General features: G+C 63.0%; 6 protein-coding genes (1 of these 6 running past the window's edge). 3 read left to right on the top strand and 3 right to left on the bottom strand.

The window, feature by feature from the left end:
* The first annotated feature begins 18 nt into the window (after positions 1-18).
* From pvdO to LCU97_RS22820, 3 genes are all read left to right on the top strand, one after another.
* Positions 19-894 carry a dihydropyoverdine dehydrogenase gene (pvdO, locus tag LCU97_RS22830; protein ID WP_232777856.1) on the top strand — a complete coding sequence of 292 codons (876 nt, stop codon included), beginning with the start codon at positions 19-21 and terminating at the stop codon, positions 892-894.
* Positions 895-982: 88 nt separating this feature from the next.
* Positions 983-2641, top strand: a complete 1659-nt coding sequence (locus LCU97_RS22825; protein WP_232777855.1) for a cyclic peptide export ABC transporter — start codon at positions 983-985, stop codon at positions 2639-2641.
* A gap of 37 nt (positions 2642-2678) precedes the next feature.
* Complete coding sequence (locus LCU97_RS22820) at positions 2679-6821, top strand: non-ribosomal peptide synthetase (protein WP_232777854.1); 4143 nt, start codon at positions 2679-2681, stop codon at positions 6819-6821.
* A 90-nt stretch (positions 6822-6911) separates the two neighbouring features.
* Here LCU97_RS22820 and LCU97_RS22815 read toward each other — a convergent pair whose 3' ends face one another.
* The 3 genes from LCU97_RS22815 to LCU97_RS22805 form a co-directional block, all read right to left on the bottom strand.
* Positions 6912-9380 (bottom strand): TonB-dependent siderophore receptor, encoded by a 2469-nt coding sequence (locus LCU97_RS22815; RefSeq protein WP_232777853.1) that lies wholly within the window; start codon positions 9378-9380, stop codon positions 6912-6914.
* Positions 9381-9725: 345 nt separating this feature from the next.
* Entirely contained in the window at positions 9726-12956 is a 3231-nt protein-coding gene (locus LCU97_RS22810) for a non-ribosomal peptide synthetase (protein ID WP_232777852.1), read from the bottom strand.
* Positions 12953-14811, bottom strand: partial view of a non-ribosomal peptide synthase/polyketide synthase gene (locus LCU97_RS22805; RefSeq protein WP_232777851.1) — the end only. 11680 nt of this gene lie beyond the right edge of the window; 1859 of the gene's 13539 nt are visible here — the last part of the coding sequence; the start codon falls outside the window, past its right edge — the gene reads right to left on this strand; the stop codon is at positions 12953-12955. The genes LCU97_RS22810 and LCU97_RS22805 overlap by 4 nt, the downstream gene beginning before the upstream one ends.

Raw genomic sequence — 14811 nt, 5'->3', positions numbered from 1 at the left:
TCTAATCGAGAGAGATGGATGAACAGTTTTTCGCTGAAGTTACTCCCGGCACTGACACTCACCGCCCTGCTGCCCTCCGGTGCCCAGGCGTCACAACCGGGCCAGGTATTCCGAGACTGCAAGGACTGCCCGCAAATGGTGGTGCTGCCCAGTGGCACCTTCACCATGGGCACCCCGGACGACGAAGTCGGCCGCGAGCCCGATGAAGGACCGATGCACCCGGTGACATTCGCCAGGCCCGTGGCCATCAGCCGCTTCCAGGTGCTCAAAGGCGAATGGTTCGCCTACCTCAAGGACACCCGCTACACGATGCCCGACGCCGACAAGCGCCCCGGCCGTGCCTGCAAGGCCGGCGTTCCCGACTACCAGGGCAGCGACCCGGGCAAGCAGTACACCGACATGCACCCGGCGGTGTGCATGAATTTCGACGAAGCTACTGCCTACGTGGCGTGGTTGTCGAAAAAGACCGGGAAACAATACCGCCTGGTCAGCGAGTCGTTGCGTGAATACGCGGCCCGCGGCGGCAGCACCGGCCCGTTCCCCTTCCCCTTCGATGACGGCAAGGATTACAGCATCGCCCAGCACGCCAATACCTACGGCGCGGGCGACGGCTACAACTTCACGTCCCCCGCCGGGCGCTTCGCGCCTAACGCTTTCGGGGTGTACGACATGCACGGCAACGTCTACGAATGGACGGCTGACTGCTACAACCCCAACTACGACGGCGCCCCGAGCGACGGCAGCGCCTGGCTCAGCGGCGACTGCAAGGCGCGGCGCATCCGGGGCAATGACTGGGGCGAAGCGCCGGTGTTCTCTCGCTCGGGCAATCGCAACGCGGTCTATCCCGATGCACGGGGCGATTGGCTGGGGTTCCGCGTGGCGCGGGATATGTGAACCATGACCGCCCTGCTCATTGCATTTTTCCCGCCTCGCGCCAACGCCTTGAACCACGGCCATCACCGGCCCTAAAAGGGAATCCCCCATGACCTCGAACTCCCGCGGAGCCCTGCGTGAAGTGCTCAGCCTGCTCAAGCCTTTCCGGCTCATTGTGGTGGCGTCGATTCTGCTCGGCATGCTGGGTGGCCTGAGCATCACCGCCCTGCTCGCCACCATCAACGACGCCTTGAATGCCGCGACCAAGCCCACGCCGCAGGTGCTGGCAACGTTCGTGGGCCTCTGCGCGGCGGCGCTGCTGACCTCGATTCTGTCGGACATCGGCACCAACCATGTCGGCCAGAACATCATCGCCAGCTTGCGTAAATCTCTGGGCAAGAAAGTCTTGCTGGCCCCCATCGAGCAGATCGAACGCTTTCGCAGCCATCGGCTCATCCCGGTGTTGACCCATGACGTCAACATGGTCAGCAACTTCGCGTTTTCCTTCGCTCCGCTGGCCATCGCCTTCACCGTCACCCTTGGTTGCCTGGCCTACCTGGCCTACCTGTCACTGCCGATGTTCGCGGTGCTGCTGGCGGCGCTGGTGATCGGCACCGTCATCCAGTACGTGGCCCGGGCCCGGGGCATCAGGGGCTTCGAAGCGGCCCGCGAGGCGGAAGACGCCCTGCAAAAGCACTACAGCGCCATCGCCGCCGGTGCCAAGGAACTGCGCATCCACCGTCCCCGCCGCCAGCGCATGTTCAGCCAGCGCATCGAAGCGACCGCCGATGACATCTGCGCGACCAACATCCGTTCGGTCAATACCTTCGTGGTCGCCAAGACCTTCGGTTCGATGCTGTTCTTCGTGGTCATCGGCCTGGTCCTGGCCCTGCAATCGCTGTGGCTGGGCACCGACAAGGCGGTGCTCAGCGGCTTCGTGCTGGTGCTGCTGTACATGAAGGGCCCGCTGGAATACCTGGTGATGACTTTGCCGGTCATCAGCCGGGCCAACATCGCCTTCAAGCGCATCGCCGAACTGGCCGAGCAGTTTTCCTCCCCAGAGTCGCACCTGTTGCTCGATGACAGGAACAGTCCCAGCCCGACGATCCAGCAGCTCGAACTGCGCGATGTGCATTACGCCTTCCCGGCGGTCGACGGCAGCCAACCCTTCACCCTCGGGCCGATCAACCTGACCATCGCCCAGGGCGATATCGTCTTCATCGTCGGCGAAAACGGCGGCGGCAAGACCACACTGATCAAGCTTCTGCTGGGGCTCTATCCCCCACAACGTGGCGATATCCTGCTCGATGGCCAACCGGTAACCGCCGCCCAACGGGACGATTATCGCCAGTTGTTCACGACCATTTTTGCCGACTACTACCTGTTCGACGAACTGGTCCAGGGCGACCAGCAGGTGCCTGAAGAAGCCAACCGCTACCTGGAGCGCCTGGAAATCGCCCACAAGGTCAGCATCCACGACGGCCTGTTCAGCACCACCGACCTATCCACCGGTCAGCGCAAGCGCCTGGCCCTGCTCAACGCCTGGCTGGAAGGCCGCCCGGTGCTGGTCTTCGACGAATGGGCCGCCGACCAGGACCCGGTGTTCCGCCGGGTGTTCTATACGCAACTGCTGCCGGAACTCAAGGCGCTGGGCAAAACCATCATCGTCATTTCCCACGATGACCGTTACTTCGATATTGCCGATCAACTGGTCCGGATGCAGGCCGGTCGGGTCATCAGTGAAAAGGCCCCGCAGGCTTTTGCCTGAGCCGTCCCGACGCAATGCTGTCTACCGCGAGAACACCATGAACGAACTGCTAGATGATGATCTGCTGACGCTACTGCTCGATGAGGCCGAGGACGGCATGCCCGAAGGGCCCCGCCTGGACCGGGCGCCCTTGTCCTTTGCCCAGCAACGCCTGTGGCTGGAGCACCAGCGTGACCCGACCCGTTCGGCCTACAACTTGCCAAGGGCCCTGCGCCTGACGGGCGAGCTCGATGCCGACGCCCTGGAACAGGCGCTCAACCGCGTCATTGACCGCCACGACATCCTGCGCACCGCGATCACTGAAATCGATGGCGTGGCGGCCCAGGTGGTCGAACGCAACGCCAGGCTGGTCCTGCAGCGCGATGACCTTGGCGCGCTCGGCCAACAGGCACGGACCATCGAGCTCGCCCAGCGCATCGAGCAGCACGCCCGGCAACCCTTCGACCTCAGCCATGCGCCACTGATGCGAGCAACGCTGCTGCGACTGGACAGCGCTGAACATGTATTGCTGCTGAACATGCATCACATCGTCTCCGACGCCTGGTCCAACACGATTCTTATGCAGGACCTGACCCAGGCCTACGCCCGCGCCCTGCTCGGCGACGCTTCACCGTTGCCGGCCTTGCCCCTGCAATACGCCGACTACGCAGCCCACCAACGAGGCGAATACCTGCAGAGCACGGCCTGCCAGCGCAGCGGCGACTACTGGCGCCAGTGCCTGGGCCATGACCTGCCCGTTCTCGAATTGCCTCAGGATTTCGCTCGCGCCGCGAGCCAGCAGCACATGGCCGGACGCGTCCAGGTGACACTTGCACCGGCCCTGGCCCAGGCCCTGGAGACGTTTTGCCGACGCCAGGGGCTCACGCCGTTCGTGGTGGCGCTAGGCGCCTGGCAACTGTTGCTGGGCCGGTACGCCAACCAGAACGATTTCACCGTCGGCGTCCCCAACGCCAACCGCAACAGCCCTGAAAGCCAGGAGCTGGTGGGTTTTTTCGTCAGCAGCCAAGTCTATCGGGCGCAGCTCGATTCGACGCGCACCGTGTTGGATTTTCTTCGCGACCTGCGCGTGCAATCCCTGGCGGCGCTTGAACATGCCGACTACCCGCTGGAACTGATCATCGACCAATTGCAACGCCCCGGCACACAGAGTTCCAACCCGCTGTTCCAGGTCCTGTTCAACTGGCGCACCGGTACGCCCACGACATCGATGTCGATCCAGGATGGACTGGCGCTGGAATTTCTGCCCACCGGCGACAATCAGGCCAAATTCGACTTGTCGCTGGATATCGATTATTCACCGCAGCAATTACTGGCGACGTTCGAATACAGCCGTGATCTCTACCGGACGGCGACCATCGAGCGCATGGCCGAGCACTGGCAAAACCTGTTGCAGGGCCTGATCGACACCCCGCAATGTGCATTGGGCGAACTGCAACTGCTGAGTTCCCGGGAGCGCCAACAGATCCTGGACGACTGGAACCGGCAACCGACCCAACTGCCCCGCGAGCGATGCCTGCACCACCTGATCGAAAGCCACGCGGCCACCACGGGCGACGCGATTGCCTTGACCTTCGAAGGGCAACACCTGAGCTATGCCGACCTCAACCGGCAGGCCAACCGCTTGGCCCATCGGCTGATCGCCGAAGGGGTCGGGCCCGATGTACTGGTGGGGATCGCCGCAGAACGGACACCCCAAATGATCATCGGCCTGCTGGCGATTCTCAAGGCGGGCGGCGCCTACGTGCCGCTGGACCCGGCGTATCCTTCCGATCGCCTGGCCTACATGATCCAGGACAGCGGCATCACGCAGGTCCTGACCCAGGCGCATCTGCGTGATTCGTTGGCGTTGCCCGCCGGTACGGTCTGTCTGTCGCTGGATCCGCAGGACGTCGATGACGGATGTCCCGAGCACAACCCGGATGTGCCGGTGCACCCGGATAACCTGGCCTACGTGATTTACACCTCAGGCTCCACCGGCCAGCCCAAAGGCGCGTTGCTGGCGCATCACAACGTCACCCGTCTGTTCCAGGCCACGGACCGCTGGTTCAGTTTCGACCACCGGGACGTCTGGTGCCTGTTCCACTCCTACGCCTTCGACTTTTCCGTGTGGGAGATCTTCGGCGCGCTGTTGCATGGCGGCCGGCTGGTCGTCGTGCCCCATGTCGTGAGCCGTTCGCCGGAAGATTTTCATGCCCTGTTGTGCCACGAACGTGTCACCGTGCTGAACCAGACACCGTCGGCGTTCAAGTCGTTGTCGCAGGTCGCCTGTGCGTCACGGCAGCCGCTTGATCAGCATTTGCGGCAGGTGATCTTCGGCGGTGAAGCCATCGATGTGCAGAGCCTGCGCCCCTGGTTCGAACGCTTCGGTGACCGGACGCCACAGCTGATCAACATGTATGGCATCACGGAAACCACCGTCCATGTCACCTGGCGACCGCTGTCGATGCAAGACCTGGATAGCGAGGCCGCGAGCCCTATCGGCGAGCCCATTGTCGACCTGTCCTGGTATTTGCTCGACGCTCACTTGAACCCTGTTCCCAAAGGCTGCACCGGTGAGCTCTATGTCGGTCGGGCCGGCCTGGCCCGTGGTTATCACGGGCGCGCTGACCTGACCGCCAGCCGCTTCATTCCCGACCCCTTCGATCCGCTGCCGGGTGGACGCCTGTACCGCACCGGCGACCTCGCACGCTACCGTGCCGACGGCAGCATCGAATACATCGGGCGTCTGGATCATCAGGTCAAGATCCGCGGCTTCCGCATCGAATTGGGCGAAATCCAGGCGCGCCTGCAAACGCTGCCGCCGGTGCAGGATGCCGTCGTGCTGACCCATGACGGCCCCGGCGGCCTGCAACTGGTCGCCTATGTGATTGCCGCGCAGCCCACCCCGGAACTGCGCGAAAGCCTGTTGGCCGCGCTCAAGGCGCAAATGCCGGACTACATGGTGCCCAGCCACCTGCTGTTCATCGACCGGTTCCCCCTCAATGCCAATGGCAAGCTCGACCGCAAGGCCTTGCCGGAGCCCGACGCCAACCTCGGCCAATCGCGCTACGTGGCGCCTCGCACCCAGTTGGAACAGGCCCTGGCGCAGCTTTGGCAGCAATCCCTCAGGGTCGAGCGCGTGGGCATCGACGACAGCTTCTTCGAGCTGGGCGGGCATTCGATCCTGGCGATCGAGCTGATCGCCAGCCTCAAGGCACGCCTGGATATCACGGTGCGTCTGCAGGAGTTGCTGAGCCATCCGAGCATCGCCGAACTGGCCCTGTTCATCTCGCAGAAGCATCGCGAGCAAGCCCAGTGCCTGGTCGCCTTGAACAGCGCCCCCGCCAGCGCGCCCCAGTTGTTCTGCCTGCACCCCAGCGGCGGCATCGTGTTCTGCTACCAACCCCTGGCGCGCAAACTGCAGAATCGGGCGCGCACCTTCGGCGTCATGCACCGCGGCTTCAGCGAACCCCATGTGGGGCCCGAGGCCTGGGGCGAGATGATTGCCGACTACAGCCGGGAAATCGTCAAGGCCCAGCCCCAAGGCCCGTACTACCTGATGGGCTGGTCCCTGGGCGGCACGATTGCCCTGGACATCGCCGCGATGCTGGAAAGCCAGGGCCATACCGTCGGTTTCCTGGGCCTGGTGGACAGCACGATCCCTGAGCACCTGTACCCTGAAGAGTTGCCGCGTCATCGGCATTTGCCCGGCCAGGAAAAAACCGACCTGGCGTCCCAGGATCTGATCGAGGCCATCGAGTATTTCGACCTGCTGTTTCCGACACTTACGGAGCGCACGGCGGCGTATCGGCGTGAACATCCCGAGAGCACGGCCAAGGCCTTCCATGACTGGGCCGCCAGCCAGATCGAGCCAGGCCGCAGCGATTTGCTGTCGGTGGTGCAAAGCGTCAAGGAAGAGGTCATGAACGCCCAGGCGTTCTCGGTGCATGATCGTTTGCTGGAAGCTTTCGATGGGTACACCTTCAAGCCGGTGCGGGTCCGTCCCAGCTGCTGGTGGACGCAGGCGGAAAAAACTCCGGAAGAACTGGCCTTCTGCGAAGCCCTGATCCAGGCGCACAGCCTGACCGGTGAGCTGAACGGTTCGGTGCACTCGCCGTTGCGCCACCGTAGCATGATCTTCGATGACGCCTTGCTGGACTCGCTGGTCGAGACCTTCATGGGCAGTACCGTCAGCCCATAAGGCGGGATCGCCACAGCGCTTTGCCCACCAACCCTTCAGCCATAAAAAAACCGACCCGCACTCAGGCGGGTCGGTTTTTTATTGATGGGATCAGAACTGCGGGGTGTACTTCACGGTGAACATCATATTGCGCGGATCACCGAAGTTGTTGTTGCCGTTGAGCTGGTTGTAAGCCGACGTAATGTACGTCTTGTCGAACAGGTTATTGGCATTGACCGCCAGATTGATTTCAGGCGTCAGTTGATACCCCACACGAGCATTCCAGACGGTATAGCCCGGTACGTCGCGGTCAAGGTCGTAAACCAGCGTGTGGCTTTGGGTCGTGAACCCCAGGCCGGCACTGACGCGGTTCCAATCACCGGTGAACTGGTAGTTGCTCCATACGCGCAGCATGTGTTTCGGCGTCCAGGTACTGAAGACACTGCCTTCATTGTTCGGGTCTTCCAGATACTTGGTGGTGTTGTAGGTGTAGCCGGCGAACAGCTCCAGGTTGTCGATCACTTCGCCACTGATTTCGGCGTCGATGCCCTGGCTGCGCACTTTGCCAGAGGCTGTAGAGCAACCGAAGCCTCCACACCCCGAGCCGCCGTCATTGACGGCGCGGTTCTCATGGTCGTAGCGGAAGACCGCAAGGGAAGTATTGACCCGACCGTCCATCAATTCACCCTTGAGACCGACCTCGTAGTTTTTTCCGACTACAGGTTTGAGCACCGAACCGCTGGCATCGATATTGGTCTGTGGCTGGAACACATCGGTGTAGCTGGTATACACCGCCCATTCACGGCTCAGGTCATAGACGATACCGGCGTACGGCGTGACCACTCCGGTTTCAGTCGAGGTGCTGGGCTCGTTGCGTGTGATCCCGGTTGACCTTTGGTTTTTCGACTTGTAGCTGAAGTCATACCAGCTGACCCGGGAGCCCAGGATCAGCGTCAGGTCATCCACCGGCTTGACGCGCCAGGTGCCGTACAGGCCTTTCTGGCGGACATCGTACTTGCTGAGGACGCCCAAGCCACCCGCATTGATCAGGCTGTCATAGCTGATGTCCGGACGGTCATTGTCCAGATCGAAAATGGAGTCGTTGGTGTTGTTGAAGGTACGGGCGTATTTGTCATCGGTCTCCAACTGAGAGTAGTTGCCGCCCAGCATGACTTCCTGCTGCATCGACAGGGCTTCGAACTTGCCGGTCAGGTTCATGTCCAGACCGGACTTCTCGGACTGGAAATCGGTCACGAAGTCGGCATATTGCACACCGCTGCCATCGGGCAACAGACCACCGCCCCGCTGGACTCGCTGGTTTTTCGCCTGGTTGTCCTCGGTCATGTGTACGGCGCCCACCTTGAACGCCCAGTCTTCGTTGAAGCGGTGCTCCAGATCGGCATAGGTGGTGGTGACGTTGATGTCGGAGCGATTCCAGCGCGCGCCGGTGTAGGTCGAACGCGACACGTCCGGCATCGAGCCGTCGGCGTAGCGTGGCAGGCCGCGGATGTTGCCGCGGGATTCGCCTTCGGACCGGCTGACCGCCAGGCCCAGGGTGGTGGCCTCGCTCAGGTCGATGTCCAGCGCGCCGTACAGCGAGTGGGTCTTGTTCCATGCATGATCGATAAAGGAATTGCTCTGGTCTTCGTCGGCGACGATACGACCGCGGATAGTGCCGGCCTCGTTCAAGGGGCCGCCAGCGTCCAGTTGCAGGCCATAGTGGTCCCAGGAGCCGGCCTTGCCGGTCAGGGTCACGGTCGGGGCGCTCTGGCCACGCTTGCGTACCAGGTTGACGGCACCGCCGGGGCTGCCCGTGCCTTGCAGCAGGCCGGAAGCGCCGCGCAGGATCTCCAGACGGTCGAAGAAGATCAGATCCTGGGTCGCCCAGTTGCCCAACGAATAGGTGTTGCGCGGGATCGGTACGCCGTCGTACTGCCAATCGTCGATCTGAAAACCGCGCGACGACAGGATCATGCCCTGGCCAACGCCCTGCAGGCCAACGACGCCGGTGGTCTGGTTGACGGCGTCCTTGAGATCGACCAGGTTCTGGTCGTCCATCTGCTTACGCGTCATCACGGTGACCGACTGGGGGATTTCCTTGAGGGTGTGGGTGCCCTTGCCAATGGTCACGGCGTTGCTGGTGTAGGATTGACTGCCTTCGGTCGTCGCGTCCGGTGCTGTCGCCTTCACTGTGGTCGCCCCCAGCTCCAGGCCTCCCGCCGAGGAACCCCGCACCAGCATCAACGTGCTGCCCTCCACGCTGTAGCTCACGCCCGTGCCCTTGAGCAATTCGGCAATGGCCGCCTGCGGGCTCATCTTTCCGCTGACGCGGTTGCTTTTCAGGCCCGCCATATCGTCGGCGTTGTAGATCACCTGCTGATTGGTCTGCTGGCCGAACGCCTGCAACGCCTTGGGCAGCGATTGCGCGGGAATGTCGATGCTGACGTCTTCCGCCATCACCTGGGCGCTCAGTGGCAGAACGCAAACCAACCCCAGACCGGCCAACATCCGACGCGAACGCAGGCCGCGGGACATGACGAGTGCCTTGAACAGAGGTTTCAACTCATGAATGGATGACATCGTGCTCTCTATTATTGGTAGAAGTGAAAGGTCATGGGGCCGGAGGGCCCACCGCTCGCCAGTACCCGTGAACCCGCCCTGCCGACTGCCTTTGGCAATGGATCAGTGCGCGCTGACCGGCCCCTCCCCGGGCGCGGTCATCCGGCTGGACGACGGCAATTTTCCTGCTGGACAAATCCGCTGCCTGGGCTGCCCTGCCCGACCCGATTTGCCTACACACGTTAGTAAGACGCAGCACCTGGAGAAAACCGGAATGAGTTTATTTATCATTCACGTAACAAAATTTAAAAAAAGGCCGACGCGGTGAGGCGACGGCCTTTTTCCCTGCTTTGCGATCCTGTCGGGTCAGGTGCCTTGCGCGACCCGAGTGGCGTGTTGTAGCCGAGCCTGTTCGGTCAGGCGGGCCTTTTCCTCGGGACTCATCGCCTCCATGCGCAAGCGCACCTGGGCCATTTTTTCCAATTGTCCCGGGCTGCTTTCCAACGCCCGCATGGCCGACGCCAGCGACGCCACCGTCGGATGATCGAAGACCAGCCCCGGATGAATGTCGCACTGCAATAACTTGCGAATGCCGGCCACCAGCTTGATCACCAGCAATGAATGCCCCCCGGCGGCGAAGAAGTCGCGGTCGATGCCCAGGCTTTCAAGCCCCAGCAATTGCGCCATGCGTGTGGCAAGCAGTTGCTCCAGCGCATCCCGTGGCGCGGCGTCTTCGTCATTCGCCGTTGCACCGGCCAACTGTTGCAACGCCTTGCGATCAATCTTGCCGTTGGCCAACCGTGGAAATTGCTCGATCAGTTGCAGGTGTGCCGGCACCATCACACTGGGCAGGCGCGCGCTCAGGCCGGCACGCACGGCGTCCAGCAAGCCCGCCGACGGCCCCGACTGCGCCACCACAAAGGCCAGCAGCCCCTGTTCGGTCGACGCGGCCGGCAACACCTGCGCTTCGGCCACCCCTGGCAGGCGCAGCAGCTCGGCCTCGATTTCCGCCAGTTCAATACGGAACCCGCGCACCTTGATCTGCTGATCGCGCCGGCCGTGCAGCTGTATCGCACCGTCCGCCCGATAACGCGCCAGGTCACCGGTGCGATACAGCCGCTGCGCCGGATCGAAGGGACTCTGGATGAATGCTTGCCCGTCGGCTTCGGCGTTCAGATACCCCCGGCACAGCTGCGCGCCGCCCAGGTACAACTCGCCCAGCAGGCCCACCGGCGCCAGGCGCAGGTCGGCGTCCAGCACGTACACCTGGTTATTGCCCAGCACTTGGCTGAGCGCCGAACAATCGTCGGCGGCGCCGTCCAGCGATAACGGATGGATCATCACGCCCACCGTGGCCTCGGTCGGCCCGTAGTGGTTGAACACCCGGCAATCGCCACGCACCCGTGCGATGCGCTCGACCAACGTAGCCGCAATCGGTTCGCCACCCAGAATCACGGTCCGCGGCAGGACCGCCCGCTCACTGTCGAGCAGCGCTGCCAGGTGCGACGGCACGATTTTCAGGCAGTCGATGGCGTGGTGTCGCAGGTACTCGGCGAACAACGCGCCGTCCTGCATCTGCTCATCGCTGGCCACATGCAATGCCGCACCGTTGAACAGCGCACCGAACAAGGTCGTGTTGCCCAGGTCCGCCGCTACGGTGGAGCTGAAAGCGACGCTCCTGCACTGCTCGAGCCCCAACGCCTGGCTGGCCTGGGCGGTGTAGTTGAGCAATTGCCGATGCTCGATCACCACGCCTTTGGGCACGCCGGTCGAGCCGGAGGTAAACAACACATAAGCGATGTCGGTGCCCCGAGTGGCAAGTGCGGGCAACGGCACCGTCGACTGGCCGAGCTCAGCCAGGGTCAGCGCCATGTACGATTGTTCCTGCCAGATCGGCAGACGCGTCGCATCGGTCAGCAACACCGTCGCGCCGGCCTGTTCCAGCATCAACGCCTGGCGCGCCTGGGGCCACTGCGCATCCAGCGGCAGATACGCCGCCCCCAAGCGCCAGCTCGCCAGCATCGCAATCACCAGGTCCGCCGAGCGCGGCAGGGCCAGGGCGACAATCGAACCGGCCTCCAGCCCCCGCGCCTTCAGGCCTCGCGCTACAGACTCGACCCGGGCTTGCAATTGTTGATAGCTCAATTGCCCATGGGCATCGCTCAGGGCGATGGCATCGGGCGTTCGGATCGCCAGATCGGCGATGCGCTGTGGCAGGTAACGGTTATCCGCCAACGCCTGCATCGTCGGGTTGATCGCCCGCAGGCGCTGTTCCTCGGTGGCCCCCAGCAGACTGAGCTGGGCCAGTGCCGTCCGCGGTGCCGCCAGGATCGAGGCCAGCAGCACGCCGTACTGTTCAAGCAGGGCATTGGCCGAGGCTGGCGAATAACGCGAACCGGCGTAACACAGATCGATGGCGGCAAGCCGCTGATCAGCGTGCAACTGAACCTGCAGCAGCAGCTCGAACGCATCGGCCTGGCCCTCGGTACACTCCGATGCGACCCAGTTCAAGCCGCCCATGTGCCCGGCGGGAATAGCCTGTCCCACGGTAAAGCCATAGGCCGGACGCGCTGCGCCGGGCGACAGTTCCGGCGCCCAGTACTCCTGCCAGGTGCGATGTTCTTCGAGGCGCGCCGCCAGCGCTCCCAACCACTCATCGAACGGCGCGGTGGCAGGCAACGAAAGCCACAACGGTAAGGTTTTCTCGAACATACCCAGGGCATGGGCGAAATACTCATAGTCCTCGCGGCTGTCATGGCGCACGCCCACCAGGGCCTGTTCCAGACCGCTCAAACGGCCCAGCAGAAGCCACCACGCGCCTTGTAACAGCGTGGCCAACGGCTGGCCGAGCTGCTCGGCCAAACGCTGCAAAGCGTCACCCTGAGCAGGCGCCAGTGCCAGCGATACCCGCGTGTCGGCAACCCCCGCCTCTGCACTGGCACCGCGTTCAGCCAGCCATGGCGTGGCGATATCCGCCTGCACGCCTTGCAGATGTTGTTGCCAGTAGGTCCGCGCAGCGGCAGCGTCTTCATCGAGCACCACTTCACTGCGCCATTCCAGGTACTGGGCAAACTCGCCGGGCAGCTCGTCATCCGTTGCCTGGGCCGCAGCATAGGCCTGTTGGATTTGCTCAAGCAGCAGGTTCAAGGTTTGTGCATCGGCACTGTGGCGAGCGATGCCCAACACCAGTTGCCATCGCTGGGGCGCCAGGCGATGGAGCACGGCCTGGACGCCTTCCGATTCACCGACCACGAAGGCACGGCCCATCGATTCCTCGATCTGCGCCTGGGCGTCCTCGACCCGTTGCTCGCCAGCCTGTATCGCCAGCGGGAAGCGCCCGGCAGTAGCGGCGACCTGACGCCAACCGTGGAAACCGGCGACCTTGACCAGACGCGCCAGCAACATCGGCTGCTGCGCCACCAGGGCATCCAACGCAACCTGCAAGCGCTGCGGATCGAGATCGCCCTCAATGCCCACCTTCAACCAGCGCAATGCCTCGCCACAAGTCGCCGTGTTCGACAACTGCTCCAGTACCCGTTGTTGCTCGGGTGTCAGGGCGAAACCCGGATCCTGTGCGTCCATCATGACCTCGTTCATGCTCCGACTTCCTCGGTATTCAATGCGCCCTGGGCGGTTTGCATAGCGGCCGGCGGATGTTCCAGGCTGCTGCGGTCGTACATGTCGCCCATGGCAACCACGATCTTGCGGGGACCTTCGAACGGATCGCGGGCATGGGCCACCAGCATGTTGTCCAGCAGGATCACATCGCCTTTGCGCCAGTCGAAACGCACCGCGCAGGCTTCGTACAACTGGCCAATGCGCTCCATCACCTCGTCTTCGATCGGTGTGCCGTCGCCGTAGTAGACATGCCGGGGCATCCGCTCCAGGCCGTACATCGACAGCAGGTCCTCCCGCACGTCCGGGTCCAGCCAGTAGATGTGATGCAACTGCACCTGGTTGAAGAACGACTTCTCACCGGTGACCGGGTGCGTGATGATCGCGGGCCCCGGCGTGCGGGTCTGCAATTCGTCGTTGTCGAGCCAGCGCCATTGGATGCCGCCGGCCCGGCAACGGGCCTCGACTTCGCTGCGGTCTTCGGTCTTGAAGAAGTGCTGCCACGACACGTCGAGCTTGTCGGTGAAGGTGCGCACGTAGAGCAGGCCCTTGTCCTCGAATTTCTCGCGAAGGTCGGCCGGCAGTTTTTCGTACATCAACCGGCAATCCACCACCGGGGTCGCACCTCCCACCGGCGCTGCCTGCTCGCAATAGAACATCTGCTTGCGTGGCCAGCGGTCCTGATGGGAGCTCTCGTTATGGAACAGGATCATCTTGCGCTCCGGGTAAGGCGTGGAGCGGTAGGTGTTCTTGCCCCCTTCCTTCTTGGGCAGGTCGCCGTACTGACCGTAAAGGCCCGGCTGTATGGCTTCGGCGAATGCTTCGAAGCCCTGGATGCCATCCAGCTCGAAACCGCGGAAGAGAATGCCGGCATGCTCGGCCAGCTTCTGCTCGATCAACGGCCGGTTCTGCTGGATCCACTCGATGACATCCAGATGGGGCTCTGCCGGCTCCAGCATCAACGGGAATCGCTGCGGCGCCGCCACCAGCGATTCACGCACCCGTGCCGGGCGGGCCTTGGCCAGCGGTGTCACGGAGCGTTTAAGAAACTTGCCCAGTTTATCGGCCTTGGGCCCCGGGACGGTGGCAGGCTTGACGGCTGCCGCCAAGTTGTCGACTGGCATGCTGATAGCTCCCAATTGAATGTCCTGATCAGCGACGATCTGTTCCAACAGGGCCGTCCAGGCCTGGATCAGGTACTGAATGCGCTCGTGTCCGAACAAGGTTGTGGCGAATTGCCAATTACCGCGCAATTGCCCTTCTTCTTCGTCAACGAACAGCGCCATGTCGAATTTAGAATGGGTCTCAAGCGCCGGCAGGAACTCTACGCTCAGCCCCGCCATGGAGCGGGTGCGCACCGGCACGTTGTTCATCACGAACAACACCTGGAGCAACGGGTTCATGCCTTTGTGGCGGGGGACCCCGGACACGTCGACGATCTGATCGAATGGCACATCCTGATGCTCCAGAGCGCCAAGCAGGTCCTCCTGGGTTTGCCCCAGGAACCGTGCGAACGTGGCGTCGGCGGCAAGGCGAGAACGCAGCGGCAACACGTTGACGAAGAAGCCGATCAGGCGCTCCAGCTCGGGTCGCTCACGACCGGCCACGTCCACCCCGATTACCACGTCCTGCGCACCGCAGACGCGATGCAACAGTACCTGGAAGGAGGCCAGCAACGTGCTGTACAAGGTGACGCCAGCCGCGCCCGACAACCGGCGCAAGGCCTCGCTCAAGGTCGTGGACAGTTGGAATTGCAGCGCATCGCCGTCATAGGACGCGGCCTGGCCACGCGGGCTGTCCAGCGGCAGGCTCAAACGCCCCTCGTAGCCACTGAGCC

It is taken from the genome of Pseudomonas uvaldensis (assembly GCF_021271205.1).
Lineage (GTDB): Bacteria > Pseudomonadota > Gammaproteobacteria > Pseudomonadales > Pseudomonadaceae > Aquipseudomonas > Aquipseudomonas uvaldensis.
Note: the sequence above shows the minus strand (reverse complement) of the source record. Positions and strands in the feature narration are given on the sequence as shown.

What these genes read in the sequence shown, in the direction of transcription:
- LCU97_RS22825 (WP_232777855.1), top strand. Translation starts at nt 983, where the DNA reads ATGACCTCGAACTCCCGCGGAGCCCTGCGTGAAGTGCTCAGCCTGCTC.
- LCU97_RS22820 (WP_232777854.1), top strand. Translation starts at nt 2,679, where the DNA reads ATGAACGAACTGCTAGATGATGATCTGCTGACGCTACTGCTCGATGAG.
- LCU97_RS22815 (WP_232777853.1), bottom strand. Translation starts at nt 9,380, where the DNA reads ATGTCATCCATTCATGAGTTGAAACCTCTGTTCAAGGCACTCGTCATG.
- pvdO (WP_232777856.1), top strand. Translation starts at nt 19, where the DNA reads ATGAACAGTTTTTCGCTGAAGTTACTCCCGGCACTGACACTCACCGCC.
- LCU97_RS22810 (WP_232777852.1), bottom strand. Translation starts at nt 12,956, where the DNA reads ATGAACGAGGTCATGATGGACGCACAGGATCCGGGTTTCGCCCTGACA.